Raw genomic sequence first — 20479 nt, forward strand, 5'->3', positions numbered from 1 at the left:
CTCAGGAGGCGCGCACGATCGGCGCGCCCGCGGCCTCGAGCGCGCGCATCGGCGCCGAGCCTGCAGCGGCATCCGTGATGATCCCCGTGACTCCCTCGAGCGGCAGCACCGCGAACCGCGAGGCGGCGCCGATCTTCTCCTCGCTCGCGAGCACATAGGTGTCCGCGGCCCGCGACGCGAGCGTGCGCTTCATGGCCGCCTCGTCCGCATCGCCGGTGGTGAGGCCGGCCTCGGCGTGCACGCCCGTGACCCCCAGGAGGAAGAGGTCCGCGCTGACCCCGAGCGCCGCCTCGGCCGCCCCCGCGCCGCACGCGACCGCGGAGTGCTTGAAGAGCCGTCCGCCGATCACGATGACCTCCGCACGATGCTCGAGCAGCGCCGCGGCGACCGTGACCGAGTGCGTGACGACCGTGCAGTCGAGGTCGCGGGGGAGCGCCGCGGTCACCGCGAGCGCCGTGGTCCCGCCGTCGAGGATCACGGTCGAGCCGGGCGTGACCAGCCGGGCCGCCGTCGCCGCGACGCGATGCTTGCTGTCGGGCGCGACGCTCGCGCGCGCGGCGTAGTCGACCACCGCCGGCGACGCGGGGAGCGCCCCGCCGTACACGCGCACCGCGAGACCCTCCGCGTCGAGCTCGCGCAGATCGCGGCGGATGGTGTCCTCGGACGTGCCCAGCTCCGCAGCGACGTCCTTGGCGACGATGCGCCCGTCGCGGGCGAGACGATCGAGCAGGAGGTGCTTCCGTGCGGCTGCCAGCATTCCGATTCCTTCCGAGTTCTTCCCATTCTTGCATGTTTATGCTTACTCTGCCGCCATGAACACACCGATGCTCATCCTCATCGCCGGTCCCTACGCCTCCGGAACCGGAGGCGATCCCGCGCTCATGGCGCGCAACCTCGAGCGCCTCGAGCAGGCGGCGTGGCCCGTCTTCGCGGCCGGCCACGTCCCGATGATCGGGGAGTGGGTCGCGCTGCCCGTGCTCCGCAGCGCGGGAGCGAGCGGCCCGACGGATCCGCTCGCGGCCGACGTCATGTACCCGACCGCCGCGCGACTGCTCGCGCACTGCGATGCGGTCCTGCGGCTGCCGGGCGAGTCGAAGGGCGCCGATCAGGACGTCGCGATCGCGCGCGAGCGCGGCATCCCGGTGTACTTCGCCCTCGAGGAGATCCCCGGCCACGTCGCCGCGGCGTAGTCCCCCCGCGGTCGCGAGGCCGGGCGCGCTAGCCTCGAACCACGCAGGAGGCCTGACGAGGGGAGCCGGGAGTGTCGTTCGAGCTCGACGAGCACGAGGGCGGGCTGAAGAAGGGCGAGAGGTACGAGGCCTTCGCCAAGCGCGCCGACGGTCTGATGGCGGCGCTGGCGCTCGTCTTCCTGGTGGTGTGGTCGGCGCGCATCGCGTTCCGCGAGGACCTTCCCGGCAGCGTCCGGGCGACGTTGCTCACCATCCAGAGCGTGATCTGGATCGTGTTCCTGGTGGATCTGCTCATCCGTGTCGCGCTCCACGAGCAGCGCTGGCGCTTCCTGCTGTCCCACCCGCTCGACGTGGTCGCGGTCATCATCCCGGCGGCGCGTCCGCTCAAGATCCTCTCGGTGTTCGCGTCGGGCACGATGCTCGCGAGCCGCAAGGGCGTGGTGAAGTCGACGCAGGCCGTGCTCATCGCGGTGGTCCTGCTGCTGTGGATCTCCGCCGTCGCGATGCTCGACGCGGAGCGGGGGCACGACGGCGCGCAGATCGTGAACTTCGGCGACGCGATCTGGTGGTCGCTCGTCACCGTCACCACGGTGGGCTACGGCGACTACGCGCCCGTGACGGTCGAGGGACGGGTGATCGCGACGCTGCTCATGCTCATCGGCATCGCCCTCATCGGTATCGTCACCGCGACCGTCGCCGCCTGGTTCGTGAGCCTCACGCAGGGCGCCGAGGAGGCCCGCGAGGAGGCCAGGGAGCAGGCGCGCGAGGAGGTCACGCGCGCCCAGCTGCTCGACCGCATCGGCCAGCTCGAGGCGAAGATCGACGAGATCGCCGGCCGCGACGGTCCGGGTGCCTCCGGGCTGCCCCACCTCACGCCGAAGCCGCCCCGAGACGCCGGCGCCCGGGAGCGGCGCACCGAGTAGCCTGGTCCCCATGACCTCCGTGGCCGATGTGATGGACGCCCTCGAGAGGCGCTTCCCCCCGGACCTCGCGGAGGACTGGGATGTCAACGGGCTCACCGTGGGACGTCCGGACGCGTCGGTCTCCCGTGCGCTGTTCGCGGTCGACCCGACCATGGCGGTGGTGCAGGAGGCCATCGAGGCCGGGTGCGACCTCATCGTCACCCATCACCCGCTGCTGCTGCGCGGCGTCACCACCGTCAACGCCGGCACCCCCAAGGGCGCCGTCATCCACGCGCTCATCGAGAACGGCATCGCGCTGTACAACGCGCACACCAACGCCGACCACGCCGGCACCGGCGTCGCCGAGGCGCTCGCGAGGGTGCTGGGGGTGTCGGGCGCGCTCCCGCTGGTCCCGCTCAAGGACGATGCGGAGCAGGGCACCGGCCGCATCGGCCGCCTCGACGCCCCGCTCACGTTGCGCGACTTCGCGGAGCGTGCCGCCGCGGTGCTGCCGCGCACCGAGCACGGCGTGCGCGTCGCGGGCGACCTCGACGGCGTGGTCCAGACCGTCGCGGTGGTCGGCGGTGCGGGCGACTCGTTCCTGAGCGCCGCGCGCGAGGCCGGGGCCGACGTCTACCTGACGGCCGACCTGCGCCATCACCCCGCCTCCGACGCCCGCGAGGCCGCGCTGCTCGGGGACGGCCGCCCGTACCTCGTCGACGTGGCACACTACGCATCCGAGTGGACGTGGCTCGAGGCCGCCGCCGAGTACCTCGGGGATGCGACCGGCATCGACACCCTCGTCTCGACCCTCACCACCGACCCCTGGACCGCGCGCTTCTAGCGCGAAGGAGAACCCGTGCCCGACGCACCCGCAGCCGACCAGATCCGCCTCCTCGACGTGCAGGACCTCGACCTGCGCGCGCAGCAGGCGCGACACCGCCGCAACCACCTCCCGGTGCTGAGCCAGATCGCGGAGCTCACCGCGCGGCTCACGGACCTCGACGAGGCGCGGATCGCGAGCAACACCAAGGTCACCGACCTGCGCCGCGCGGTGCAGAAGGCGGAGGACGACGTCCAGGTGGTGCGCGAGCGCTCCGCGCGCGACAACGCCCGCCTCGCCTCCGGTCAGGGCAGCCCCAAGGACCTGCAGGCGCTCCAGGGCGAGCTCGAGGTCCTCGCGCGTCGCCAGGAGGCGCTCGAGGAGGTCGAGCTCGAGGCGATGGAGGCGCTCGAGACCGCCGAGAAGGAGCTCGCGTCCGCGAAGGAGCAGGTCGACGCGATCTCCGCGCAGGTCGCCGACCTCAACGGCGAGCGGGACGTGGTGTGGAACGAGATCGACGCGGAGCTGGTCGGCATCGCGAACGACCGCGACGCCGCCGTGGCGGGCCTCGACGCGGGCCTCGTCGCTCTCTACGAGAAGCTGCGCGACGCGCAGGGCGGCATCGGGGCGGCCGCGCTCGCCCAGGGGCAGTGCCTCGGCTGCCGCACGCAGCTCAACCCGGGAGACCTGCGCGCGATCGAGGGCCGGCCCGCGGACGCGATCGTGCGCTGCGAGGAGTGCGGCCGGATCCTGGTGCGGGGCGCGACGAGGTGAGCGACGCGCAGGTCGAGCCGACGGTCCCGCACCGCCCGCATCGCCTGCCCGAGGGCACCGACCCGGAGCCCGAGGCCCCCGCCGAGCCGCCGACGCTGCAGACCCGGGTCCAGTCGCCGTTCTCCCCGAACGAGGAGGACCTGGTCTCGCCCCTCACGCTCGTGCTGGTGCGCCACGGCGTCACCGAGATGACCACGTCGCGGCGCATGTCGGGCTCGGGCGTGCCCGGGCCTGCGCTCAGCGCGCCCGGGCGCGTGCAGGCCGCTCGCGCAGCCGACCTGGTCTACGGCATGGGCCGCCGCGCGTGGACGCAGCTGCCGCATGTGACCCGCGTGCTCGCCTCGCCGATGGTGCGCACGCAGGAGACCGCCGCGGCGGTCGGCCGGCGCATCGGCGCCCATGTCGAGACGGAGGAGGGCCTCAAGGAGGTCGACTTCGGCGCATGGGAGGGGCTCACCGTCGCCGAGATCGTCGAGCGCGACGGCGAGGCGATCCATCGGTGGCGCCAGGCGGAGCTCGCGGCACCCGAGGGTGAGTCGATCGACCAGGTCGGCGAGCGCGGCTACGCCGTGGTCCGGCGCCTCGCCCAGGAGCACGCCGCGGCGTGCATGGCCGGACGCGACCTTCCGCGCGGCATCGCGCTCGTGTCCCACGCGGTGGCGATCAAGTCGATCGTCGGCACGGTGCTCGGCATGGACCCGTCCCGGTGGGGAGCGATCTGGCCGTCCCCGGCGTCGACGACGGTGCTCCAGGTGCGAGCGCGCTACGACGGCTCGATCGCCGAGACGCATGTGCTCGCCGTGGGAGTACCCGTCGAGTAGCCCGTTGCCGCGGGAGCGCCGGTACGAGGTGGTTTCCCGTAGCCTGGGGCGCGTGAGGCGTGCATGACGGGATCGCGGCGGCGGGTGTTCGAGCCCATCGTGCTCGGTGTCGCGCTCGCCTCGTACGGCCTGTGGACCTGGGGCGTGATGTCCGGGTGGCTGGGCGAGAACCTCGATGCGCGGGTTCCCACCCCGGAGATCTCGCCCCGCTCGTACCTCGGGCAGCTTGCGGAGGCGTTCTCCGTCTTCACGTCCCCGTTCTTCGTGCTCGTGGTGGCGCTGTCGCTCGTGGTCGCCGCCTTCCAGCAACGGCAGCGACGGCTCGCGCTGGCGCTTCTCATCGCGGCGGCGGGCCTGCCGCTGTGCTCGGTGAATCAGCAGCTCATCGACCGCCCGCGGCCCGAGTCCGCGTTCGCCGACTCGTTGGCGGCGGTGGGCCCCTCGTATCCGTCGGGCCACCTGTCCGGCGTGACCATCCTGCTGTGGATCGTGGTCGCGATCGCGAACTCCCAGCGGCGCGGGCTCGGCACGAGCATGCGCCGGCGCACGCTGGCCGGCCTCCTCGTCGTCTTCACCGCGTTCGACCAGTGGGTGCTGGGGGTGTCGCGGCCGTCCGACCTCGTCGGCGGCTGGCTCTTCGGGATGGTGGTCGCCACCGCCGTCCTGTGGGTGATCGGCCTCGACTCGATCACCCGTCCGTGGCGCCAGCGCCGCATCCCCGAGCCGACGGGTCGACGCGCGGCTGTCATCTACAACCCGACCAAGGTGCTCGAGCTCGACGCGTTCCGCCGGCGCGTCACGGTGGCGATGGTGGGCGCGGGGTGGGACTCCCCGCTGTGGATCGAGACCGAGCGAGACGATCCGGGCCGCGCGATGGCGCGCGACGCCCTCGCCAAGGGCGTCGACCTGGTGCTGGTCGCCGGCGGGGACGGGACGGTGCGGACCGTGTGCGCGGAGCTCGCCGGCAGCGGCGTGCCCGCGGCGATCATCCCGGCGGGCACGGGCAACCTGCTCGGGCGCAACCTGGGCATCCCGCTCGACGAGGCGGAGGCGCTCGAGGTGGCGCTGCACGGGTCCACCCGGCCCGTCGACGTGGTGCGATGGACGGTGGGCGGCACCGACGCATCGTTCGTCGTCATGGCGGGAGTCGGGCTCGACGCGCAGATCATGCGCGACACCGATCCGCGCCTCAAGCGCCTGGTCAAGGGCGGGGCCTATGTGGTCGCGGGGGCGCGCCAGCTGGGCGCCGAGCCCTTCCACGCGCGGGTCAAGGTCGACGGCGAGCTGGTGTACGAGGGTGAGGCGGCGATGACGCTCGTCGGCAACGTCGGGCGCCTGCAGGGCGGCATCGCGCTCCTGCCCGCGGCCGATGCGGCGGACGGGCTCCTGCATGTGCTCGTCGCCACCGGCAGGGGCGTGACGGGGATGGTGCGGCTGCTGGGCGCGCTGGGCAGGGAGAGCCGCGAGTCGCCCCTGCGCCGCTTCCAGGGCACCCGCGTGGAGGTCGAGCTCGACCGCGAGGTGCCCTACGAGATCGACGGCGACCTCGAGGGCAGCGTCGACCGCTTCAGCGCCGCCGTCCTCCCGGCCGAGCTGCTCGTCAGGGCGCCGCGACGACGCACGCGCTGAGGCGCGTCACGCGTCGCGCGCGAGCTGCTTGCGCAGGTAGCGGCGGTCGTCGTTCGCGTACGCGTAGTACCAGCCGATGAGCAGGCCGCCGCCGACGAAGTTGCCCACCAGCGCGATGGCCAGGTTGCCCAGGGCCGGGGCCCAGTCGAGGCCGCCCTGGAGCGCCGCGACCGTGAACGCGACGGTGTTGGCGACCGAGTGCTCGAAGCCCACGAACGCGAACACGAACACGCTCATGATCATGGCGACCGCCTTGGTGAGGTCCTCCTTGATCATGCCGTTGTAAACCAGGATCATCGCGAGGTTGATCATGAAGTTGCACAGGATCGCGCGGACGAACAGGTCGCCCCAGCCCGCGGCGCCCTCGGACAGGTAGGCGAGCTTGTGCTCGATGGTCGCGTCGAACTGCTCGCCCGCCGCGCCGTCCAGGATGGTCGAGAAGTGCACCAGCAGCGCGATCGCGAGCCCGCCGATGAAGTTGCCCAGGTAGCACATCGCGAGGATGCGCAGCCCGCGCATCGCGTTCACCCGACGGTGGTACCAGCCCACGGTCACGACCATCATGTTCGACGTCAGCAGCTCGGACTTCGAGTAGTAGATGAACACGAGCGCGAAGCCGAAGATGAGAGCGCCGAGGATCTTGCCGATGCCCACGAGGCTGCCGTCCCCGAATCCCGCGAACGCGGCGACCACCGCGAAGTTGGTGAGGTACATGAGGCCGATGATCACGCCGGCCATCGCCGCCCGCATGAGGTAGACGCGTGCGAGCCCGCCGCTCATCGCGGTCTTGGTCTCGAGCGCATCGAGCACCGTCGAGATGAAGTGCTTACCAGGGAACAGCGTGCTCTGATCGCTCATGCGCCCAGCCTGCCACGCCCGGGCGGATCCCACCCGGGACCCGCCCGCGTCAGCCCCGGAGCGCGCCGTCGGTGCCGAACGCCCGCTCCGCGAACCGCGCGCCGATGAGCCGATGCGCGTCCGCGCCGGGATGGAGGGCGTCGGGGAGCGGATCGGCCGCCTCGTCGGCCTCGCCGAACAGCGCCGTGCCGTCGAGGTAGGTCAGGTTCGCATCGTCCGCGCGTGCGGCGACCACGTCGCGTAGCGCGTCACGGATGGTCGCGAGCGTGAGCCGCCCCTGCGCGACGTCGGCGGGATCGCCCGTCGCGAGGAAGCGCACCTGCGCGGTGCCGAACGATGCGGGGTCGAAGGCACCCGGGCCGGGCGTGCGCTCGTGGATCGGGCACCAGAGCGGCGAGACGAGGAGGAGCGGCGTGTCCGGGTGCCCGTCGCGGATGGTGTCGAGGAATCCGTGGACCGCGGGCACGAAGGCGCGCATCCGCATGGCGTCGAGGTTGACCACGTTGATGCCGAGCTTGATGCTGATCGCGTCCGCGGGAGCGTCGCGGATGACGCGCGCGACGAAGGGGTCGACCACCGCGCTGCCGCCGAAACCGAGGTTGTTCAGGTCGACCCCCGCGGCGCGAGCCGCGATCGCTGGCCACGTCTCGCCGGGCACGACGGCCGAGGAGCCCTGGCTGATCGAACTGCCGTGGTGCACCCAGACCCGGCGCGCCGCGGCGTCGGGCGCGAGGGGCGCGTCCGCGCGAAGCCCGACGAGCGCCGTGGCCTCGTTGTGCGGAAGCCACAGCTCGACCAGCTTGTCGCGCGCGGGAAGGCCCGCGAGCACGGTGGTGTGAACCTCGCCCGGTCGGGGGGTGGCGGCGCCGGTCGCGAGGTCGATCTCGAGGCGGTCGCCGCCCGTGAGCTCGTCGCTCGCGACGCGAGCGCCGTCGACGAACGTGTCGATGCGGCCGCGCGGACGCTCGGCGCCGAGGTACACCGTGCGGCTCGCGCGGGTCGCCAGCTCGATGCGCGTGGCCGTCGTGCGGAAGGCGAGGCGAGCGCCCGCGGGCTGGGCCTCCATCGCCATGAGCTGCGGGTCGGGGAACCGGTGGCGCGCCCACGCGGGCAGCCGGTGTGGCACCAGGCCGGCGGCGGTCGGCTCGAGCTCGGCGACGCCCCGGACGAGCGCAGGATCGAGGGGGACGGAGATCACGCGGCGGGTCCTTCCTGGGGCCATGAGGCGAGGGCGCGGTCGAGCGCGTCGACGGCGGCGGCCCAGGAGCCGTCCACCGCGTCGGGACGATGCGCGAAGGCCTGGGCGTCGGTGAGCGCGACGAAGCCGGCGATGGTCGCGCCGACCAGGCGGACCGCGTCCACGGTCGCGCCGTCCGGCACCGCGTAGCCGCGGATCACCGCGGCGAGGAGCGAGGCGACGCGCGCGGCCTCGGGAGAGGCCGCGGTCTCGTCGGCGGCGGGGCGCTGGAGCGCGGTCCACGCTCCGGGCCGGTCCGCCGCGTAGCGGCGGTGGGCGAGGGCGAGCCCGGCCAGCGCATCGTGCCCGGACCGGCCGGCCACCTGGTCCGCGATGCGCTCCGCGAGCTCGCCGAGGGCGAGGCGGTGCACGCCGGCGAGCAGCGCGTCGCGGTCCCGGACGTGGGAGTACATGCTGGCCGGCCGCACGCCGAGCTCGCGCGCGACCGCCGAGACGGTGACGGCGTCGTAGCCCGCGGCATCGGCGAGCCGTGCGGCCGCGGCGACGACCGCCGCGGGGGAGAGGGGGGCGTTCGGCATCCCCCGAGGGTACAGGGTGTAGGTATGCGCCTACGAATCGTAGGTGCGCTTGAGGTCCAGGGCGGCCGCCGCGTCGTCGCTGACAGGTGCCGCATTCGTGTTTGTTGTGGCTGTAATCAAATCGTGACCGGCAGCGATTGCAATTAGTTGGCTCAGGCAACAATATGGGGGCGCGGCTCGCGACGATGCGGGCGACCATCTCGAGGAGGAGATATGCGGATCAGGACGATCGTCGCGACCGGTGCGGGCGCGGCGCTGATGCTGGGGCTGGCGGCCTGTGCCGGCGGCGGTGCGGGCAGCGAGGGCGGATCGAGCGCCGATGCGACGTCGGGCGGCGAGCCCGCGGCGGACGCCGGCGGCCTCATCGGCGTCGCGATGCCGACCCAGACCGTCGAGCGCTGGACCCAGGACGGCGAGGGCGTGAAGGCCGGGCTCGAGGAGGCCGGCTTCGAGGTGGATCTCCAGTTCGCCAACGACGACATCCCGACGCAGCAGCAGCAGATCGAGAACATGGTGCAGAACGGCGCCGAGGCGCTCATCATCGCCGCGATCGACGGCACCGCGCTGAGCGGCCAGCTTCAGGCGGCGGCGGACGCGGGCATCCCCGTGATCTCGTACGACCGCCTCATCCGCGACTCGGACAACGTCGACTTCTACGTCACCTTCGACAACTTCAAGGTGGGCGTCGGGCAGGCCACGTCGCTGCTCACCGGGCTCGGCATCCTCGACGAGTCGGGGGCGGAGACCGGCGAGAAGGGCCCGTTCAACGTCGAGCTCTTCGCGGGCTCGCCGGACGACAACAACGCCGGGTTCTTCTTCAACGGCGCGATGTCGGTGCTTCAGCCGTACGTCGACTCCGGCGTCCTGGTGATCCCCTCCGAGCAGACCGAGTTCAACACGGTGGCGACGCCGGGCTGGCAGCAGGAGACCGCGCAGACCCGCATGGAGGACCTGCTCACCGGCTCGTACGTGGGCACGGACCTCAAGGTGCAGGGTGTGCTCGCGCCGAACGACGGCCTCGCGCGCGGCATCATCACGGCCCTCCGCAACAACGGCTACCCGGAGACCATCGCGGACGGCTTCCCGATCGTCACCGGTCAGGACGCCGAGATCGGCTCGGTGAAGCTCATCGCCGACGGCGTCCAGTACTCGACCATCTTCAAGGACACCCGCAACCTCGCGGAGAAGGCGATCGAGGCCGCTGAGGCGTTCCTCGCGGGCGAGACCCCCGAGCCGAACGACACCGAGACGTACGACAACGGCGTGAAGGTCATCCCGTCCTTCCTGCTCGAGTCCGAGGTGGTCACGGCGGACAACCTCGAGTCGGTCCTGGTCGACTCGGGCTACTGGACGGCCGAGGAGGTCGCCTCCGGTCAGGCCTCCTGACGCGCAGGTGGCGCCGGCGTTCCGCTCGCGCCGGCGCCACCGTCCCGGCCGCCCTCGTGCACCGCACGAGGGCGGTCGGAATCGTCCTCGGCGGCTGATTCGTTGCCTCTGAGGACCCCCACTCGAAGGAGCGATGATGACCGCCGCGCTGAAGCCGCCGTCCACCTACGAGGACCCGATCGTGGCCCGCCACTCCCTCGACGGGAAGCGCGTGCTGGTCGTGGGCGGCTCCTCGGGCTTCGGGCGGCAGGTCGCGCTCGACGCCGCGCTCGCGGGCGCCGACCTCATCGTCGTCGGCCGTGACAGCGCCAAGGCGCACGCGACCTCGCAGGAGGCCGGCGCGCTGGCGCGCGGGAAGGCGAGCGCCCTCGCCATCGACGTCACGGACGAGCGAGGCCGCGCGAGCCTGGTCGACGCGGTGGGCGTGGTCGACCATGTGGTGTCGACGCTCGGCGGGCGCCTCGCGGACGGCGCCCCGGAGGACGACGAGTCCCTGCGGGCGACCGCGCGCAGCAAGGTCGAGGACAACCGCCTGCTCATGGAGGCGCTCGCCGGGAGCGTGCGCGACGGCGGGTCCTTCGTGCTGACGGCGGGCTCGACGCGGCGCCCCGGGGAGCACGACGGCGTGGCCGCGGTCGCCGGCAACGAGGAGATCCGGGAGCTCGCGCGCGAGAAGGCCGTGCTGCTCGCGCCGCGGCTACGGGTCAACGCCGTCGCTCCCACCTGGACGCAGACGCCGCTGTGGCGTCACCGCTCGGACGCCGAGGTGGTCGCGATGCGCGCGGAGATGGAGGCCCGCATCCCGCTCGGGCGCACCGCGGACATCCGCGAGGTCGCGCGCGCCTACCTGTTCCTCATGACCAGCGGCTTCATCACCGGCCAGACCATCGCTGTCGACGGCGGCTACTCGCTCACGTGAGCGAGTCGAGGAACCGCCCGAGGCGCACGATGCCCTCGGTGATCGCCTCGCGCGACGCGGCGTAGGACAGGCGCACGTGGGTGTCGCCCTGGGTGACGCCGAAGTCGCGGCCCGGCGTGATGGCCACGTGGGCCTCCCGGAGCGCGCGGTCGGCGAGCGTCCATGCGTCGAGGCCCGTGCCGGAGATGTCGGCGAACGCGTAGAACGCGCCGTCGGGCACGCAGTCGAGGGGCAGGCCGATGCGCGCGAGGCCGTCGAGCATGAGCGCGCGGCGCTCGAGCAGCTCGAGGCGGCGCTCCTCCGCCTCGGCGAGGGACTTGGGGGTGAAGCACGCGAGCGCGGCGTGCTGCACCGGTGCCGACGGGCTGAGGAACAGGTTGGTCGCGAGCCGCTCGACGGGCGCGACCAGCGATTCCGGCAGCACGCACCAGCCGAGCCGCCAGCCCGTCATGCCGAACGCCTTGGAGAAGCTGTTGACCACGATCGCGTCCCGATCGTGCGCGAGGACGCTGCGCGGGCGGCGGCCGGCCGCATCGGGATCCGCGAGGTCGAGGTAGATCTCGTCGACGATGCGCCACGCGCCGCGCTCGCGCGCGACGGCGCAGATCGCGGCAAGCTCGCCGGCAGGGATCGAGGTGCCCGTGGGGTTCGATGGCGAGGCGACCATGACGGCACGGGTGGTGGGCGTCCAAGACGCGCGCACCAGGTCCGCGGTGAGCTGGAAGCGCGAGGCGGGGGAGGTCGGGATGGTCACGGCCCGGCCGCCGAAGGTGGCGACGATCTGCCGGTTGCACGGGTACGAGGGATCCGCCATGAGCACGTCGGTGCCCGGGTCGACGGTCGCCGCGATCGCGAGGTCGAGCGCCGCCGAGCCGCCCATCGTCACGGCGATCCGAGCCGGGTCCACCTCGACGCCGTGGCGCTCGCGGTAGAACCAGGCCAGGCGCTCGCGGAGCGCGGGCGTGCCGAGCGCGGAGGTGTACGCGAGCGGGCGTCCGTCCATCTCCTCGGCCATGGCGCGGCGCACCGCGGCCGGCGCGCCGTAGTCGGGCTCGCCCAGGTTGAGGCGGACCACGGGGTGGCCCGCGCGCTCGATCGCGGCGGCGACGTCGCCGAACGCCATCGCGTGGAAGGGCTCGACCTCGCGGGCGCGCTGGGAGAGCTGCATGGTGGTTCCTCCTGCAGGGGAGGCTATCCCGCGATGACGAGCGTGAGCTCGTCCGGCCCCTTGGGCTTGGGGGTGAGCGTGACGTCGACGAGGGCGTCGCCGATCATCCCGGCCGCCGCGTCGGCGAGGTCCTGTGCGGACTCCAGCCGTGCATCGTCCCTCACCAGGTGCGCCGCGAGGAGGCCGCGCGTGTGCTTGGCCATGTGGCTGACCACGGCGCGCTTGCCGTTCAGCTCGCGCTGGACGCTCACGCTGACCCAGGGGGCGTCGGTCGGCTTGTATGCGGCGACGTAGGAGGCGCTCCGGCAGTCGATGACCAGGCCGCCCGCGGCGAGCGCGTCGAGCTCTGCGGGCAGGTGCTTCTTCCAGTAGGTGCCGAGCCCGCCGAGGCGTCCCAGCGTGGTGCCCATGCTGAGGCGGTAGGCGGGGATCCGGTCGGCGGGGGAGACGGCGCCCCACAGCGCGGAGACGATGCGCACGCTCGCGTCCGCCTTGTCGAGCGTCGCGGCGTCCCAGTCGGCCATGCCGGCGGCGTCGTAGAGGACGCCGGTGTAGATCTGTGCGGCGCGGGCGCTCGCGTTCTCCCATACGGTGCGGTTGCGCTCGACCTCCTGGTGGAGGGAGGCGCCGACGCCGAGCACGTCCATCGCGTTGCGCTGGCCGCTCACCTTCGCGAGGGCGTCGCCGACCTTCTGTCGGGCGGCCGCCAGGTTCGGGTGCGACAGCGCGGTGAGGTCGACGGGGTCGCCGGATGGGGGAGCGGTCTTGCCCTCGGAGGGCGGGAGCAGGATCAGCACGGGCACCAGGGTAGGCGGTGCGCCGCCTCGGTCCCGCCCGCAGAGGTCACGGATTCGGAGAGGCTCGGTTCGCCGCTGAACGGGGATCCGGCGCCGAGCATCCCAGGATCCGTGACCTGTGCGCGGTGGGCGGGTGGGGACGATGCGCCGGTCGGGTCCGGACCGGTACCCTAGGTGGGCGGATGAGCTGGCCAGGCGACCGCGTGGTCCTTCGGGATCCCGAGGAACGTCCGGGCTCCGTAGAGCAGGGTGATGGCTAACGGCCACCCGGGGTGACCCGCGGGACAGTGCCACAGAGAGCAGACCGCCGTCGCGGGCCTTCGGGCTCGCGGGGGTAAGGGTGAAAGGGTGAGGTAAGAGCTCACCGCGCGACTGGCGACAGGAGCGGCAAGGTAAACCCCACCCGGAGCAAGACCAGACAGCATGCGTTCGAGGGCTGCTCGCCCGAGCATGCGGGTAGGTTGCTTGAGCCCTGGAGCAATCCAGGGCCTAGATGGATGGTCGCCCCTCGTCCCCGGCAACGGGTGCGAGAGACAGAACCCGGCGTATCGGCCAGCTCATCCGCTTGGCTTGGCCTCTATGCCGTCTTATCTGCATGTTCAGGTCATTCACAAGTGGCCGGCTCTTCAACAGGCCGCACAGAGGCCGCAACTCGCCCGAGCGGGCTTGCGCGACCGCGATGATCGAGGCAGCGACGGCGCTTATGGTCCCATGGCTTGAACGCTTGCCGGGCGGGATGCTGCGGGCCAGACGGTGCCGCGATGCATATGGGCTGTAGGTGCGAGCACGTGACAGCGCCCCCGCTTGGCCGGGGGGCGAGCGGGGGCGCGTCGATGTCGACCTATGGGACCGTCCTGTCAGCGCGGCCATTCGGTCGGCGGCGACCAAGGGCTCATGCGCAATCGAGCGCGGGGGTCCTGAAGTGCTGCTCGACGACCGTGCCGTCCGCGTACGTCATGGAGACCCACAAGTGACCTGCCTCGACGCTGGACGTGCCGAGGAGCCGAGACACAGTGATGCCTGTCGGCTCGTCGAAAACATAGTTCGCGGTGACCTGGACATTGCGTGCCTTGAACTTCACCACGAGGGAGGTAACGCCGCTCGGAACGAAGGTCTGCACGCGAAAAAAGGCGTCAGACGGCCCGGTGCGGCACGCCATGTTCGCGGAGACGGGCACGCCGCCTGTGAGCGTCACGCTGGCCGAATAGACGTTCTCCGCCGACGGGACCGGCTGGAGCGGGACGGGCTTGCCGTCTGCGCTGGCGGGTGCGGTGAATGCGAATAGGGCCGCGAGCGCGCCGACGACAGCGGCGGCGAGCCTGAAACGAGTTGTCCTCATGATGGTTGCCCCTCCCGGATTGGTGCGGGAAGTCCGCGCCAAGTGAAGTCTGCACCTTTTAGAACGGTTTGGCGCAGGGAACCTGAGAATTTGCAATCGGCCCGCCCGTCGAGCACGAGGCGGGCCGCCCAGGTTGGGTCCTCCAAATCGCTAACGCTCCGAGGCGTTGGTCGGTCGCGGGCGAAACCTCGGGGCGGCGAAGGCAGAGGGTCGCGGGACCCTTCACGCGTGCCCGCAACGTATTGCGAGAGCGCCCGCGGACCCCCCTGACGCGGCGAGGGTCACCGGGGCCGCGCATGCACCGGTGCGGAGCCAACGGGACGCACATGGGTCGCAACTCAACTACGAGCAGCCACATCTCATATGACAAAGCGCTAGTAAAGTGACTGGCAGTAGGCATATTCCGCTACTCTTCATTGCCTGCCAGCAGCGCAGGCAGCCAACCCGGCGTATCGGCCAGCTCATCCGCCTTCTCGAGGGAGCGCAGCCTCGCGCGCCTCGGACGCCTGCTCCGACGCCCACCAGCTCGCCAGCAGCGCGAGCTTCTCGGCGGAGTCCGATCCCGGCACGGCCGTGTACACCGTCAGCCCGAGTCCGTCATCGGCGGGAAGCGCCATCACGTTGTACTCGAGCTCGAGCAGCCCCACCACCGGGTGGTCGACGTGCTTGATGCCCTCGATGTGGTGGCGGACATCGTGCCGCGCCCAGCGGGTGCGGAACTCCTCGGACCGGGTCGAGAGCTCGCCGACCAGGTCGGTGACGGACCTGTCGAACGGGTTGCGGCCCGCGACGGTGCGCATCGATGCGACGGAGGCGTCGGCGATCTCGTCCCAGTCGGGGTAGAAGATCCTCGATGCGGGGTCGAGGAAGATGAAGCGCGGATAGCCGACGGCTTCGGGCTGCGAGCGGTACACCGGGTCATACAGCGCCCGGCCCAGCGCGTTCGTGGCGACGATGTCCCCGCGCGGGGTGCCCAGCACCGCCGCGCCCTCGGTGATCGCGTCGACCAGGTGCAGCAGGCTGGGCCGCACCCCGATGCGCGACGTGGCCCGGCGACGGGGGCGCGTGCCGACGTTCGCCGTGCGTGCCAGGTCGAACAGGTGGGAGCGCTCGGCCTCGTCGAAGCGCAGGGCCGACGCGATCGCCTCGAGCACCTCGTCGGAGACCCCACGGAGGTCGCCGCGCTCGAGCTTGGTGTAGTACTCGACGCTCACGCCCGCGAGCACCGCGACCTCGCCCCTGCGGAGCCCGGGAACGCGTCGGCTGCCACCTTGCGGCAGCCCGACCATGTCGGGCGTCACCCGGGCGCGGCGGGTGACCAGGAACTCGCGCACCTCGTCACGTGTGGTCATGCCACCACGGTAGGCGCGGCGGCCCGTGCGAGGGGGGTTCTGGCAGAGGTACCTCTCGCAGAACCTCCCGCGCGGCCCCGGGAGGCGTTCTCCTGGACCGGTAACCGGAACAAGGAGGCGGACATGCCACACGACCAGACTCCGATGCAGCGGATGATGGGCGACTTCGCGCCCACGTTCGTGGAGCTCACCGACGACGTGCTCTTCGGCACGGTGTGGGCTCGCACGGACGAGCTGTCGAGCCGCGACCGCAGCCTCGTGACCATCACGAGCCTCGTCACCGCAGGCAATATCGAGCAGCTGAACGCGCACATCCCTATGGGCCTTGCCAACGGCCTCACCGAGGACGAGATCACGGAGGCGATCACGCACGTCGCGTTCTACGCCGGCTGGCCCCGCGCCGTCTCCGCGCTCACCCTCGCCCAGAAGCTCTTCTCCACGGAGGCATGACATGAACATCGAGCCCACCATCCCCACCATGAAGAACCCGCCGGAGCAGTTCGCCGGCGACGTCTGGGTCGACCTGATCGCGATCCCGCACGGCCCCGAGCAGCGCGCCGTGCTCGCCAAGGTGCGCTTCGCGCCCGGTGCGCGGACCGCATGGCACTCTCACGCGCATGGCCAGTACTGCCACGTGACCGACGGCACCGCGCTGTTCGGCACCCGTGACGGCACCATCGTCGAGGCCAAGGCCGGGCAGACCGTCTACACGCCTCCGGGCGAGGAGCACTGGCATGCCGCCTCGCCCGACTCTTTCATGGAGCACCTCGCCCTCGTCGAGGGCGCCGACCCGTCGACCGCCACCGTCTGCGGCGCTCACGTCACCGACGAGGAGCACGGCCGGTGACGGCCGCCGCGACCCCCGACACCCCGCTCTCACCTCACCGAAGGAACTCACCCATCACCATGCGCGCCACAGTCATGCACCAGGTCGGAGACGTCCGCATCGAGGACCGCCCCAAGCCGACCATCGAGCAGCCCACCGATGCGATCATCAGGACCGTCCGGTTCTGCATCTGCGGGTCCGACCTGCACCCCTATCACGGCCTCCCCGAGATCCCCGGGGGCTGCCCGATGGGTCACGAGGCCATCGGCGTGGTCGAGGAGGTCGGCTCCGCCGTCACCCGCATCGCACCCGGCGACTTCGTCGTGGTCCCGTTCGCCTACTCGGACAACACCTGCGAGATCTGCGCGGCCGGGTTCCAGACCGCGTGCCCGCATGGCGGCTTCTACGGTGGCCCTGGCGCCCGCGGAGCGCTCCAGGCGGAGCACGCGCTGATCCCGCAGGCGGACGGCTCGCTGGTCGCGGTCCCCGGCGTCGACCCCGACACCGCGTCGGAGGAGCTCCTCGCGTCCCTGCTCGCGCTGTCCGACGTCTACCTCACGGGGTATCACGCCGCGTTCATGGCAGGCATCCAGCAGGGACAATCGGTCACCGTGATCGGCGACGGCGCGGTCGGGCTCTCGGCCGTGCTCGCCGCGAAGCGCATGGGCGCGGACCAGATCATCCTCATGGGCCGCCACCAGGCCCGCACCGACCTGGGCCGCGAGTGGGGCGCCACAGACGTGGTCCCAGAGCGCGGACTGGAGGGCATCGCGAAGGTGCTCGAGCTCACGGGCGGCCTCGGCTCGCACGCGGTCCTCGAGGCGGTGGGGCACATGCCGGCGTATGAGCAGGCCGTGGGAGCGGTCCGGCCGGGCGGGATCATCTCCCGCGTCGGAGTGCCGCAGTACGAGGAGGCGCCGATCGGATTCGAGTCGCTGTTCGGCAGGAACATCCGCCTGGCCGGCGGTCCGGCGCCGGTGCGCGCTTACCTCGAGGATGCCATCCGGGAGGTCCTGGACGGCGAGATCGACCCGGGCCGGGTGTTCGACCGTACGGTCGGGCTCGATGGCGTCCCCGCCGGATACCAGGCCATGGACCGCCGCAAGGCGCTCAAGGTGATGGTCGACCCCACCCGCTGACGCGTGTCCCGGACGGGACGATGCGACGGTGCGGGCCCCGGCCTCAGCGCCCGGGGCCCGCACCGACCTCGATGACCGAGCCGTTCGCATCCTCGGCGCTCGCGTCCCACAGCCCGACGTACGCGCGCGCCACGGCGTCCTCGAGCCCGGCGAGGCTCGCGACCCGGACGATGACCGCGGCCGCGCGCGGCGGTTCACCCGCGTCGCGCGCGTCCTTGGCGTAGCCCTGCGCCACCGCGCGGACCCACGCCTCGCTCGCCGCCTTGACCGCCACGTAGTTGGCGCCGCCCGCGAGGGGGCGCTCGACCGCCGTCGAGGAGACGATCGCGAGTCTGGCGGCGGGGGAGCGACGCAGGTTCGCGTCGAAGGCGCGGGAGACGTGGCGCAGCGCCGTGAACGAGGCCTCCAGCGCCCGGAAGTCCGCCTCGGTCTGACCTGCCAACCCGCCGCCGCCGCGCCAGCCGCCCACCAGGTGCAGCACGCCGTCGAGCGCGACGCCCGCATCGTGCAGCCGTTCGGCGAGACGCACCACCTGGGCCTCGTCCGCGAGGTTGAGAACCTCCGTCCTCGCGCCGAGCGCGGCGAGCGGCGCCAGCCGGCCGGCGTCGCGTCCCGTGGCGATCACCCGCGCGCCCGCGGCGATCAGCGCACGCGTCGCCGCCGCGCCGACGGCGCTGGTCGCGCCCGCGATCAGCACCGTCCGGCGCGTGAGGTCCGGCATCGTCAGGCCGCGGACGCGCGGATGCCGGTGGTGGACGCGATCACGGGACCCATCTTCCTGTTCAGCGCCTCGAAGAACATGGACAGCGGGAACTCGTCGTCCATCACCAGGTCGGTGTAACCCTTCGGTGGGCCGGCGAGCACCTCGCGCGGGAGCCCGGCCGCCCACGTCGACGCGGGGTGCGGGGCGATCACGGAGGAGATCAACTCGTACGCCTTGAGCCAATGGACCGTCTTGGGCCGGTCGATCGACTCCCAGTACAGCGCGTTGATCGCATCGCTCAGCTCGACCACCGCATCGGCCACCTGGTCCCAGCGCACGCTGAGCTCGACGTCGCGCCACTCGAGAACGTGCTTGCGGTGGAGCCAGGCGAACAGCAGCTGGCCGCCCAGGCCGTCGTAGTTGCGCACACGGGACCCTGTGATCGGGAAGCGGAAGATGCGGTCGAAGAGGATCGCGTGCTGCACCAGCCCGGCGTGGCGACGCGTGTCGGCCTCGAGCGGCGTCAGCTCCTCACCTGCGGACACGCGTGCGTCGAGCGTCCGCTGGATCGCCACGGCCTCGCGGAACGCGGTGAGGTCGCACCGCAGCTCCTCAAGCGTGTAGAGGAAGAACGGCATCCGCTGCTTGATCATGAACGGGTCGAAGGGCAGGTCGCCGCGCATGTGGGTGCGGTCGTGGATGAGGTCCCACATCACGAAGGTCCGCTCCGCGAGCGCCTGGTCCTCGAGCATCGCCGCGGCCTCCGCGGGCATCGTCAGATGGGTGATGTCCGCCGCGGCCGCGACCACGCGCCGGTAGCGCGCGGCCTCGCGGTCCTGGAAGATCGCGCCCCACGTGAAGCGCGGGATCTCGCGCATGGCGACGGTCTCGGGGAACAGGACCGCCGCGTTGGTGTCGTAGCCCGGCGTGAAGTCGATGAGGCGCAGCGAGACGAAGAGCGCGTTGCCGTAGTCCCCGGCCTCGAGCGCTGCGACGAAGTCCGGCCAGATCACCTCGGCCAGCAGCGCCTCGACGTGGCGATCGGGCGAGCCGTTCTGCGTGTACATCGGGAACACGATGAGGTGGCGGATGCCGTCGACCCGGTGCTGCTGCGGCTGGAACTCGAGCAGCGAGTCGAAGAAGTCGGGCACGCCGAAGCCGCCGTCGGCCCAGCGCGCGAAGTCGCGCGGGAGCGCCTGGAGGTAGGCCGCGTCGTGCGGGAACAGCGGCGCGAGCTCCTCGATCGAGGCGACGATGCGCTGGACCAGGCCGTGCGCCGCCGCGTGGTCCTCGTGGTCCGGCACGGATCCATCCTTGGCCTGCAGCGGCTGGAGGGCAGTCGCGGCCTCCTTGAGCCGGAGCCACGCGGCGCTCGACTCGACGGTCCGGACGTCGGACGGGTGCGTCGCGTCCGGCGCCACGGGCCGCGGCGGGTCGACGGAGACGGACATGGGGACCTCCCTCATCATCGAGCAGGAATTCTTACCTTCTGAAGCATCCGATACGGGAATCATTCCATCCACAGGGACGTGTGGCAATGATTCCGCCTGTGCCCGGCGCTCGTGGTCCCGGCACGCGCCGGCACGATGCGGTACGTTCCGTGTCATGCAGGATCCAGTCGATTCGAGGCTCGTGGCGGAGGTCTCCCGCGACGCGCGCGCCACCCTCGCTCAGCTCGCCTCCCACGTCGGGCTGTCGACCTCCGCGGTCCAGGCGCGGCTGAAGCGGCTCGAGGCCGGCGGCGTCATCGCGGGGTACCGGGCGTTGGTGAGCCCGGAGGCGTTGGGTCGCCCGTTCTCCGCCTTCATCGAGATCACGCCGCTTGATCCCGCGCAGGCGGACGACGTTCCGCAGCTGCTCGAGCACCTTACCGCCGTCGAGGCGTGCCATTCGATCGCCGGCGACGCGAGCTACATGCTCTTCGTCCGCGTCCCGAGCCCGCCCGACCTCGAGGCCCTCATCCGTGAGATCCGGCAGGCGGTGCCGGTGAACACCCGCACCACGGTGGTCCTCCAGACCTTCTACGAGAACCGACCCATGGCGCCCGCCGACGGGGCGTAGCGCCCGTCGCACCCCT

At 72.0% G+C, this 20479-nt stretch carries 22 protein-coding genes and 1 other RNA gene; 13 read left to right on the top strand and 10 right to left on the bottom strand.

Features of this window, described 5'->3' with window-relative positions; genetic code table 11:
• Window position 1: 1 nt before the first annotated feature.
• Complete coding sequence (locus AOM09_RS05555; RefSeq protein ID WP_062385449.1) at window positions 2-757, bottom strand: DeoR/GlpR family DNA-binding transcription regulator; 756 nt, start codon at window positions 755-757, stop codon at window positions 2-4.
• A gap of 55 nt (window positions 758-812) precedes the next feature.
• Between AOM09_RS05555 and AOM09_RS05560 the strand changes: the two genes are divergently transcribed.
• From AOM09_RS05560 to AOM09_RS05585, 6 genes are all read left to right on the top strand, one after another.
• Window positions 813-1190: a DUF4406 domain-containing protein gene (locus tag AOM09_RS05560; protein WP_169747620.1), complete on the top strand. Its 378-nt coding sequence runs from the start codon at window positions 813-815 to the stop codon at window positions 1188-1190.
• A 71-nt stretch (window positions 1191-1261) separates the two neighbouring features.
• Window positions 1262-2113: a potassium channel family protein gene (locus AOM09_RS05565; protein ID WP_062385454.1), complete on the top strand. Its 852-nt coding sequence runs from the start codon at window positions 1262-1264 to the stop codon at window positions 2111-2113.
• A gap of 10 nt (window positions 2114-2123) precedes the next feature.
• On the top strand, window positions 2124-2936 hold the full coding sequence (locus AOM09_RS05570; RefSeq protein ID WP_062385456.1) for a Nif3-like dinuclear metal center hexameric protein: 813 nt from the start codon (window positions 2124-2126) through the stop codon (window positions 2934-2936).
• 15 nt (window positions 2937-2951) lie between these two features.
• The gene (locus AOM09_RS05575; RefSeq protein WP_062385459.1) at window positions 2952-3689 is read left to right on the top strand and encodes a zinc ribbon domain-containing protein; all 738 of its coding nucleotides are present in this window, start codon (window positions 2952-2954) and stop codon (window positions 3687-3689) included.
• A complete protein-coding gene (locus AOM09_RS05580; protein ID WP_062385461.1) occupies window positions 3686-4510 on the top strand; it encodes a histidine phosphatase family protein in 825 nt (274 codons plus the stop codon). Before AOM09_RS05575 ends, AOM09_RS05580 begins: the two co-directional genes overlap by 4 nt.
• A 63-nt stretch (window positions 4511-4573) precedes the next feature.
• Window positions 4574-6139 (top strand): bifunctional phosphatase PAP2/diacylglycerol kinase family protein, encoded by a 1566-nt coding sequence (locus AOM09_RS05585; RefSeq protein ID WP_062385463.1) that lies wholly within the window; start codon window positions 4574-4576, stop codon window positions 6137-6139.
• Between the two features lie 6 nt (window positions 6140-6145).
• On the opposite strand, the gene AOM09_RS05590 is transcribed toward AOM09_RS05585, so the two are convergent.
• Genes AOM09_RS05590 through AOM09_RS05600 form a run of 3 tightly spaced genes read right to left on the bottom strand, consistent with a single transcriptional unit; the run spans window position 6146 to window position 8773 of the window.
• Entirely contained in the window at window positions 6146-6997 is an 852-nt protein-coding gene (locus AOM09_RS05590) for a formate/nitrite transporter family protein (protein ID WP_062385465.1), read from the bottom strand.
• Between the two features lie 49 nt (window positions 6998-7046).
• The gene (locus AOM09_RS05595; protein WP_228375070.1) at window positions 7047-8195 is read right to left on the bottom strand and encodes an SGNH/GDSL hydrolase family protein; all 1149 of its coding nucleotides are present in this window, start codon (window positions 8193-8195) and stop codon (window positions 7047-7049) included.
• Complete coding sequence (locus AOM09_RS05600; RefSeq protein WP_062385469.1) at window positions 8192-8773, bottom strand: TetR/AcrR family transcriptional regulator; 582 nt, start codon at window positions 8771-8773, stop codon at window positions 8192-8194. The genes AOM09_RS05595 and AOM09_RS05600 overlap by 4 nt, the downstream gene beginning before the upstream one ends.
• A gap of 213 nt (window positions 8774-8986) precedes the next feature.
• Here AOM09_RS05600 and chvE point away from each other — a divergent pair, with 213 nt between their 5' ends.
• Both chvE and AOM09_RS05610 read left to right on the top strand, forming a co-directional pair.
• The gene (gene chvE, locus AOM09_RS05605; protein ID WP_062385471.1) at window positions 8987-10159 is read left to right on the top strand and encodes a multiple monosaccharide ABC transporter substrate-binding protein; all 1173 of its coding nucleotides are present in this window, start codon (window positions 8987-8989) and stop codon (window positions 10157-10159) included.
• A 136-nt stretch (window positions 10160-10295) separates the two neighbouring features.
• Window positions 10296-11078 carry an SDR family NAD(P)-dependent oxidoreductase gene (locus AOM09_RS05610; protein WP_169747621.1) on the top strand — a complete coding sequence of 261 codons (783 nt, stop codon included), beginning with the start codon at window positions 10296-10298 and terminating at the stop codon, window positions 11076-11078.
• Here AOM09_RS05610 and AOM09_RS05615 read toward each other — a convergent pair.
• Complete coding sequence (locus AOM09_RS05615; RefSeq protein ID WP_062385477.1) at window positions 11071-12246, bottom strand: aminotransferase class I/II-fold pyridoxal phosphate-dependent enzyme; 1176 nt, start codon at window positions 12244-12246, stop codon at window positions 11071-11073. The genes AOM09_RS05610 and AOM09_RS05615 overlap by 8 nt on opposite strands.
• 23 nt (window positions 12247-12269) lie before the next feature.
• On the bottom strand, window positions 12270-13043 hold the full coding sequence (locus AOM09_RS05620) for a YaaA family protein (protein ID WP_062385480.1): 774 nt from the start codon (window positions 13041-13043) through the stop codon (window positions 12270-12272).
• Window positions 13044-13226: 183 nt separating this feature from the next.
• On the opposite strand from AOM09_RS05620, the gene rnpB reads away from it, so the two are divergent.
• An RNA gene (gene rnpB, locus AOM09_RS05625) (RNase P RNA component class A) lies at window positions 13227-13607 on the top strand.
• 328 nt (window positions 13608-13935) lie between these two features.
• Here rnpB and AOM09_RS05630 read toward each other — a convergent pair.
• Window positions 13936-14382 (bottom strand): hypothetical protein, encoded by a 447-nt coding sequence (locus tag AOM09_RS05630; RefSeq protein WP_062385483.1) that lies wholly within the window; start codon window positions 14380-14382, stop codon window positions 13936-13938.
• A gap of 461 nt (window positions 14383-14843) precedes the next feature.
• Window positions 14844-15734, bottom strand: coding sequence for a helix-turn-helix transcriptional regulator (locus tag AOM09_RS05635; protein WP_062385486.1), 891 nt, complete (start codon window positions 15732-15734; stop codon window positions 14844-14846).
• 123 nt (window positions 15735-15857) lie between these two features.
• Between AOM09_RS05635 and AOM09_RS05640 the strand changes: the two genes are divergently transcribed.
• Genes AOM09_RS05640 through AOM09_RS05650 form a run of 3 tightly spaced genes read left to right on the top strand, consistent with a single transcriptional unit; the run spans window position 15858 to window position 17699 of the window.
• Window positions 15858-16184, top strand: a complete 327-nt coding sequence (locus AOM09_RS05640; protein WP_062385488.1) for a carboxymuconolactone decarboxylase family protein — start codon at window positions 15858-15860, stop codon at window positions 16182-16184.
• 1 nt (window position 16185) lies between these two features.
• Complete coding sequence (locus AOM09_RS05645; protein WP_062385490.1) at window positions 16186-16581, top strand: cupin domain-containing protein; 396 nt, start codon at window positions 16186-16188, stop codon at window positions 16579-16581.
• A gap of 59 nt (window positions 16582-16640) precedes the next feature.
• On the top strand, window positions 16641-17699 hold the full coding sequence (locus AOM09_RS05650) for a zinc-binding dehydrogenase (RefSeq protein ID WP_082098879.1): 1059 nt from the start codon (window positions 16641-16643) through the stop codon (window positions 17697-17699).
• A gap of 43 nt (window positions 17700-17742) precedes the next feature.
• Here the strand turns inward: AOM09_RS05650 and AOM09_RS05655 are convergent, their stop codons facing one another.
• Together AOM09_RS05655 and AOM09_RS05660 are read right to left on the bottom strand one after the other, a co-directional pair.
• A complete protein-coding gene (locus AOM09_RS05655) occupies window positions 17743-18420 on the bottom strand; it encodes an SDR family NAD(P)-dependent oxidoreductase (RefSeq protein ID WP_062385494.1) in 678 nt (225 codons plus the stop codon).
• 2 nt (window positions 18421-18422) lie between these two features.
• Complete coding sequence (locus tag AOM09_RS05660; protein WP_062385496.1) at window positions 18423-19853, bottom strand: DUF6421 family protein; 1431 nt, start codon at window positions 19851-19853, stop codon at window positions 18423-18425.
• 154 nt (window positions 19854-20007) lie between these two features.
• On the opposite strand from AOM09_RS05660, the gene AOM09_RS05665 reads away from it, so the two are divergent.
• Window positions 20008-20463: an Lrp/AsnC family transcriptional regulator gene (locus tag AOM09_RS05665; RefSeq protein WP_062385498.1), complete on the top strand. Its 456-nt coding sequence runs from the start codon at window positions 20008-20010 to the stop codon at window positions 20461-20463.
• The last annotated feature ends 16 nt before the right edge of the window (window positions 20464-20479 follow it).

The sequence above is a fragment of the Demequina iriomotensis genome, assembly GCF_000971395.1.
Lineage (GTDB): Bacteria > Actinomycetota > Actinomycetes > Actinomycetales > Demequinaceae > Demequina > Demequina iriomotensis.

Bases quoted from the DNA above. Each gene is read 5' to 3' on its own strand.
- AOM09_RS05645 (WP_062385490.1), top strand. From the start codon at position 16,186: ATGAACATCGAGCCCACCATCCCCACCATGAAGAACCCGCCGGAGCAG.
- chvE (WP_062385471.1), top strand. From the start codon at position 8,987: ATGCGGATCAGGACGATCGTCGCGACCGGTGCGGGCGCGGCGCTGATG.
- AOM09_RS05590 (WP_062385465.1), bottom strand. From the start codon at position 6,997: ATGAGCGATCAGAGCACGCTGTTCCCTGGTAAGCACTTCATCTCGACG.
- AOM09_RS05630 (WP_062385483.1), bottom strand. From the start codon at position 14,382: ATGAGGACAACTCGTTTCAGGCTCGCCGCCGCTGTCGTCGGCGCGCTC.
- AOM09_RS05610 (WP_169747621.1), top strand. From the start codon at position 10,296: ATGACCGCCGCGCTGAAGCCGCCGTCCACCTACGAGGACCCGATCGTG.
- AOM09_RS05615 (WP_062385477.1), bottom strand. From the start codon at position 12,246: ATGCAGCTCTCCCAGCGCGCCCGCGAGGTCGAGCCCTTCCACGCGATG.
- AOM09_RS05600 (WP_062385469.1), bottom strand. From the start codon at position 8,773: ATGCCGAACGCCCCCCTCTCCCCCGCGGCGGTCGTCGCCGCGGCCGCA.
- AOM09_RS05650 (WP_082098879.1), top strand. From the start codon at position 16,641: ATGCGCGCCACAGTCATGCACCAGGTCGGAGACGTCCGCATCGAGGAC.
- AOM09_RS05660 (WP_062385496.1), bottom strand. From the start codon at position 19,853: ATGTCCGTCTCCGTCGACCCGCCGCGGCCCGTGGCGCCGGACGCGACG.
- AOM09_RS05560 (WP_169747620.1), top strand. From the start codon at position 813: ATGAACACACCGATGCTCATCCTCATCGCCGGTCCCTACGCCTCCGGA.
- AOM09_RS05655 (WP_062385494.1), bottom strand. From the start codon at position 18,420: ATGCCGGACCTCACGCGCCGGACGGTGCTGATCGCGGGCGCGACCAGC.
- AOM09_RS05585 (WP_062385463.1), top strand. From the start codon at position 4,574: ATGACGGGATCGCGGCGGCGGGTGTTCGAGCCCATCGTGCTCGGTGTC.
- AOM09_RS05555 (WP_062385449.1), bottom strand. From the start codon at position 757: ATGCTGGCAGCCGCACGGAAGCACCTCCTGCTCGATCGTCTCGCCCGC.
- AOM09_RS05640 (WP_062385488.1), top strand. From the start codon at position 15,858: ATGCCACACGACCAGACTCCGATGCAGCGGATGATGGGCGACTTCGCG.
- AOM09_RS05635 (WP_062385486.1), bottom strand. From the start codon at position 15,734: ATGACCACACGTGACGAGGTGCGCGAGTTCCTGGTCACCCGCCGCGCC.
- AOM09_RS05570 (WP_062385456.1), top strand. From the start codon at position 2,124: ATGACCTCCGTGGCCGATGTGATGGACGCCCTCGAGAGGCGCTTCCCC.
- AOM09_RS05665 (WP_062385498.1), top strand. From the start codon at position 20,008: ATGCAGGATCCAGTCGATTCGAGGCTCGTGGCGGAGGTCTCCCGCGAC.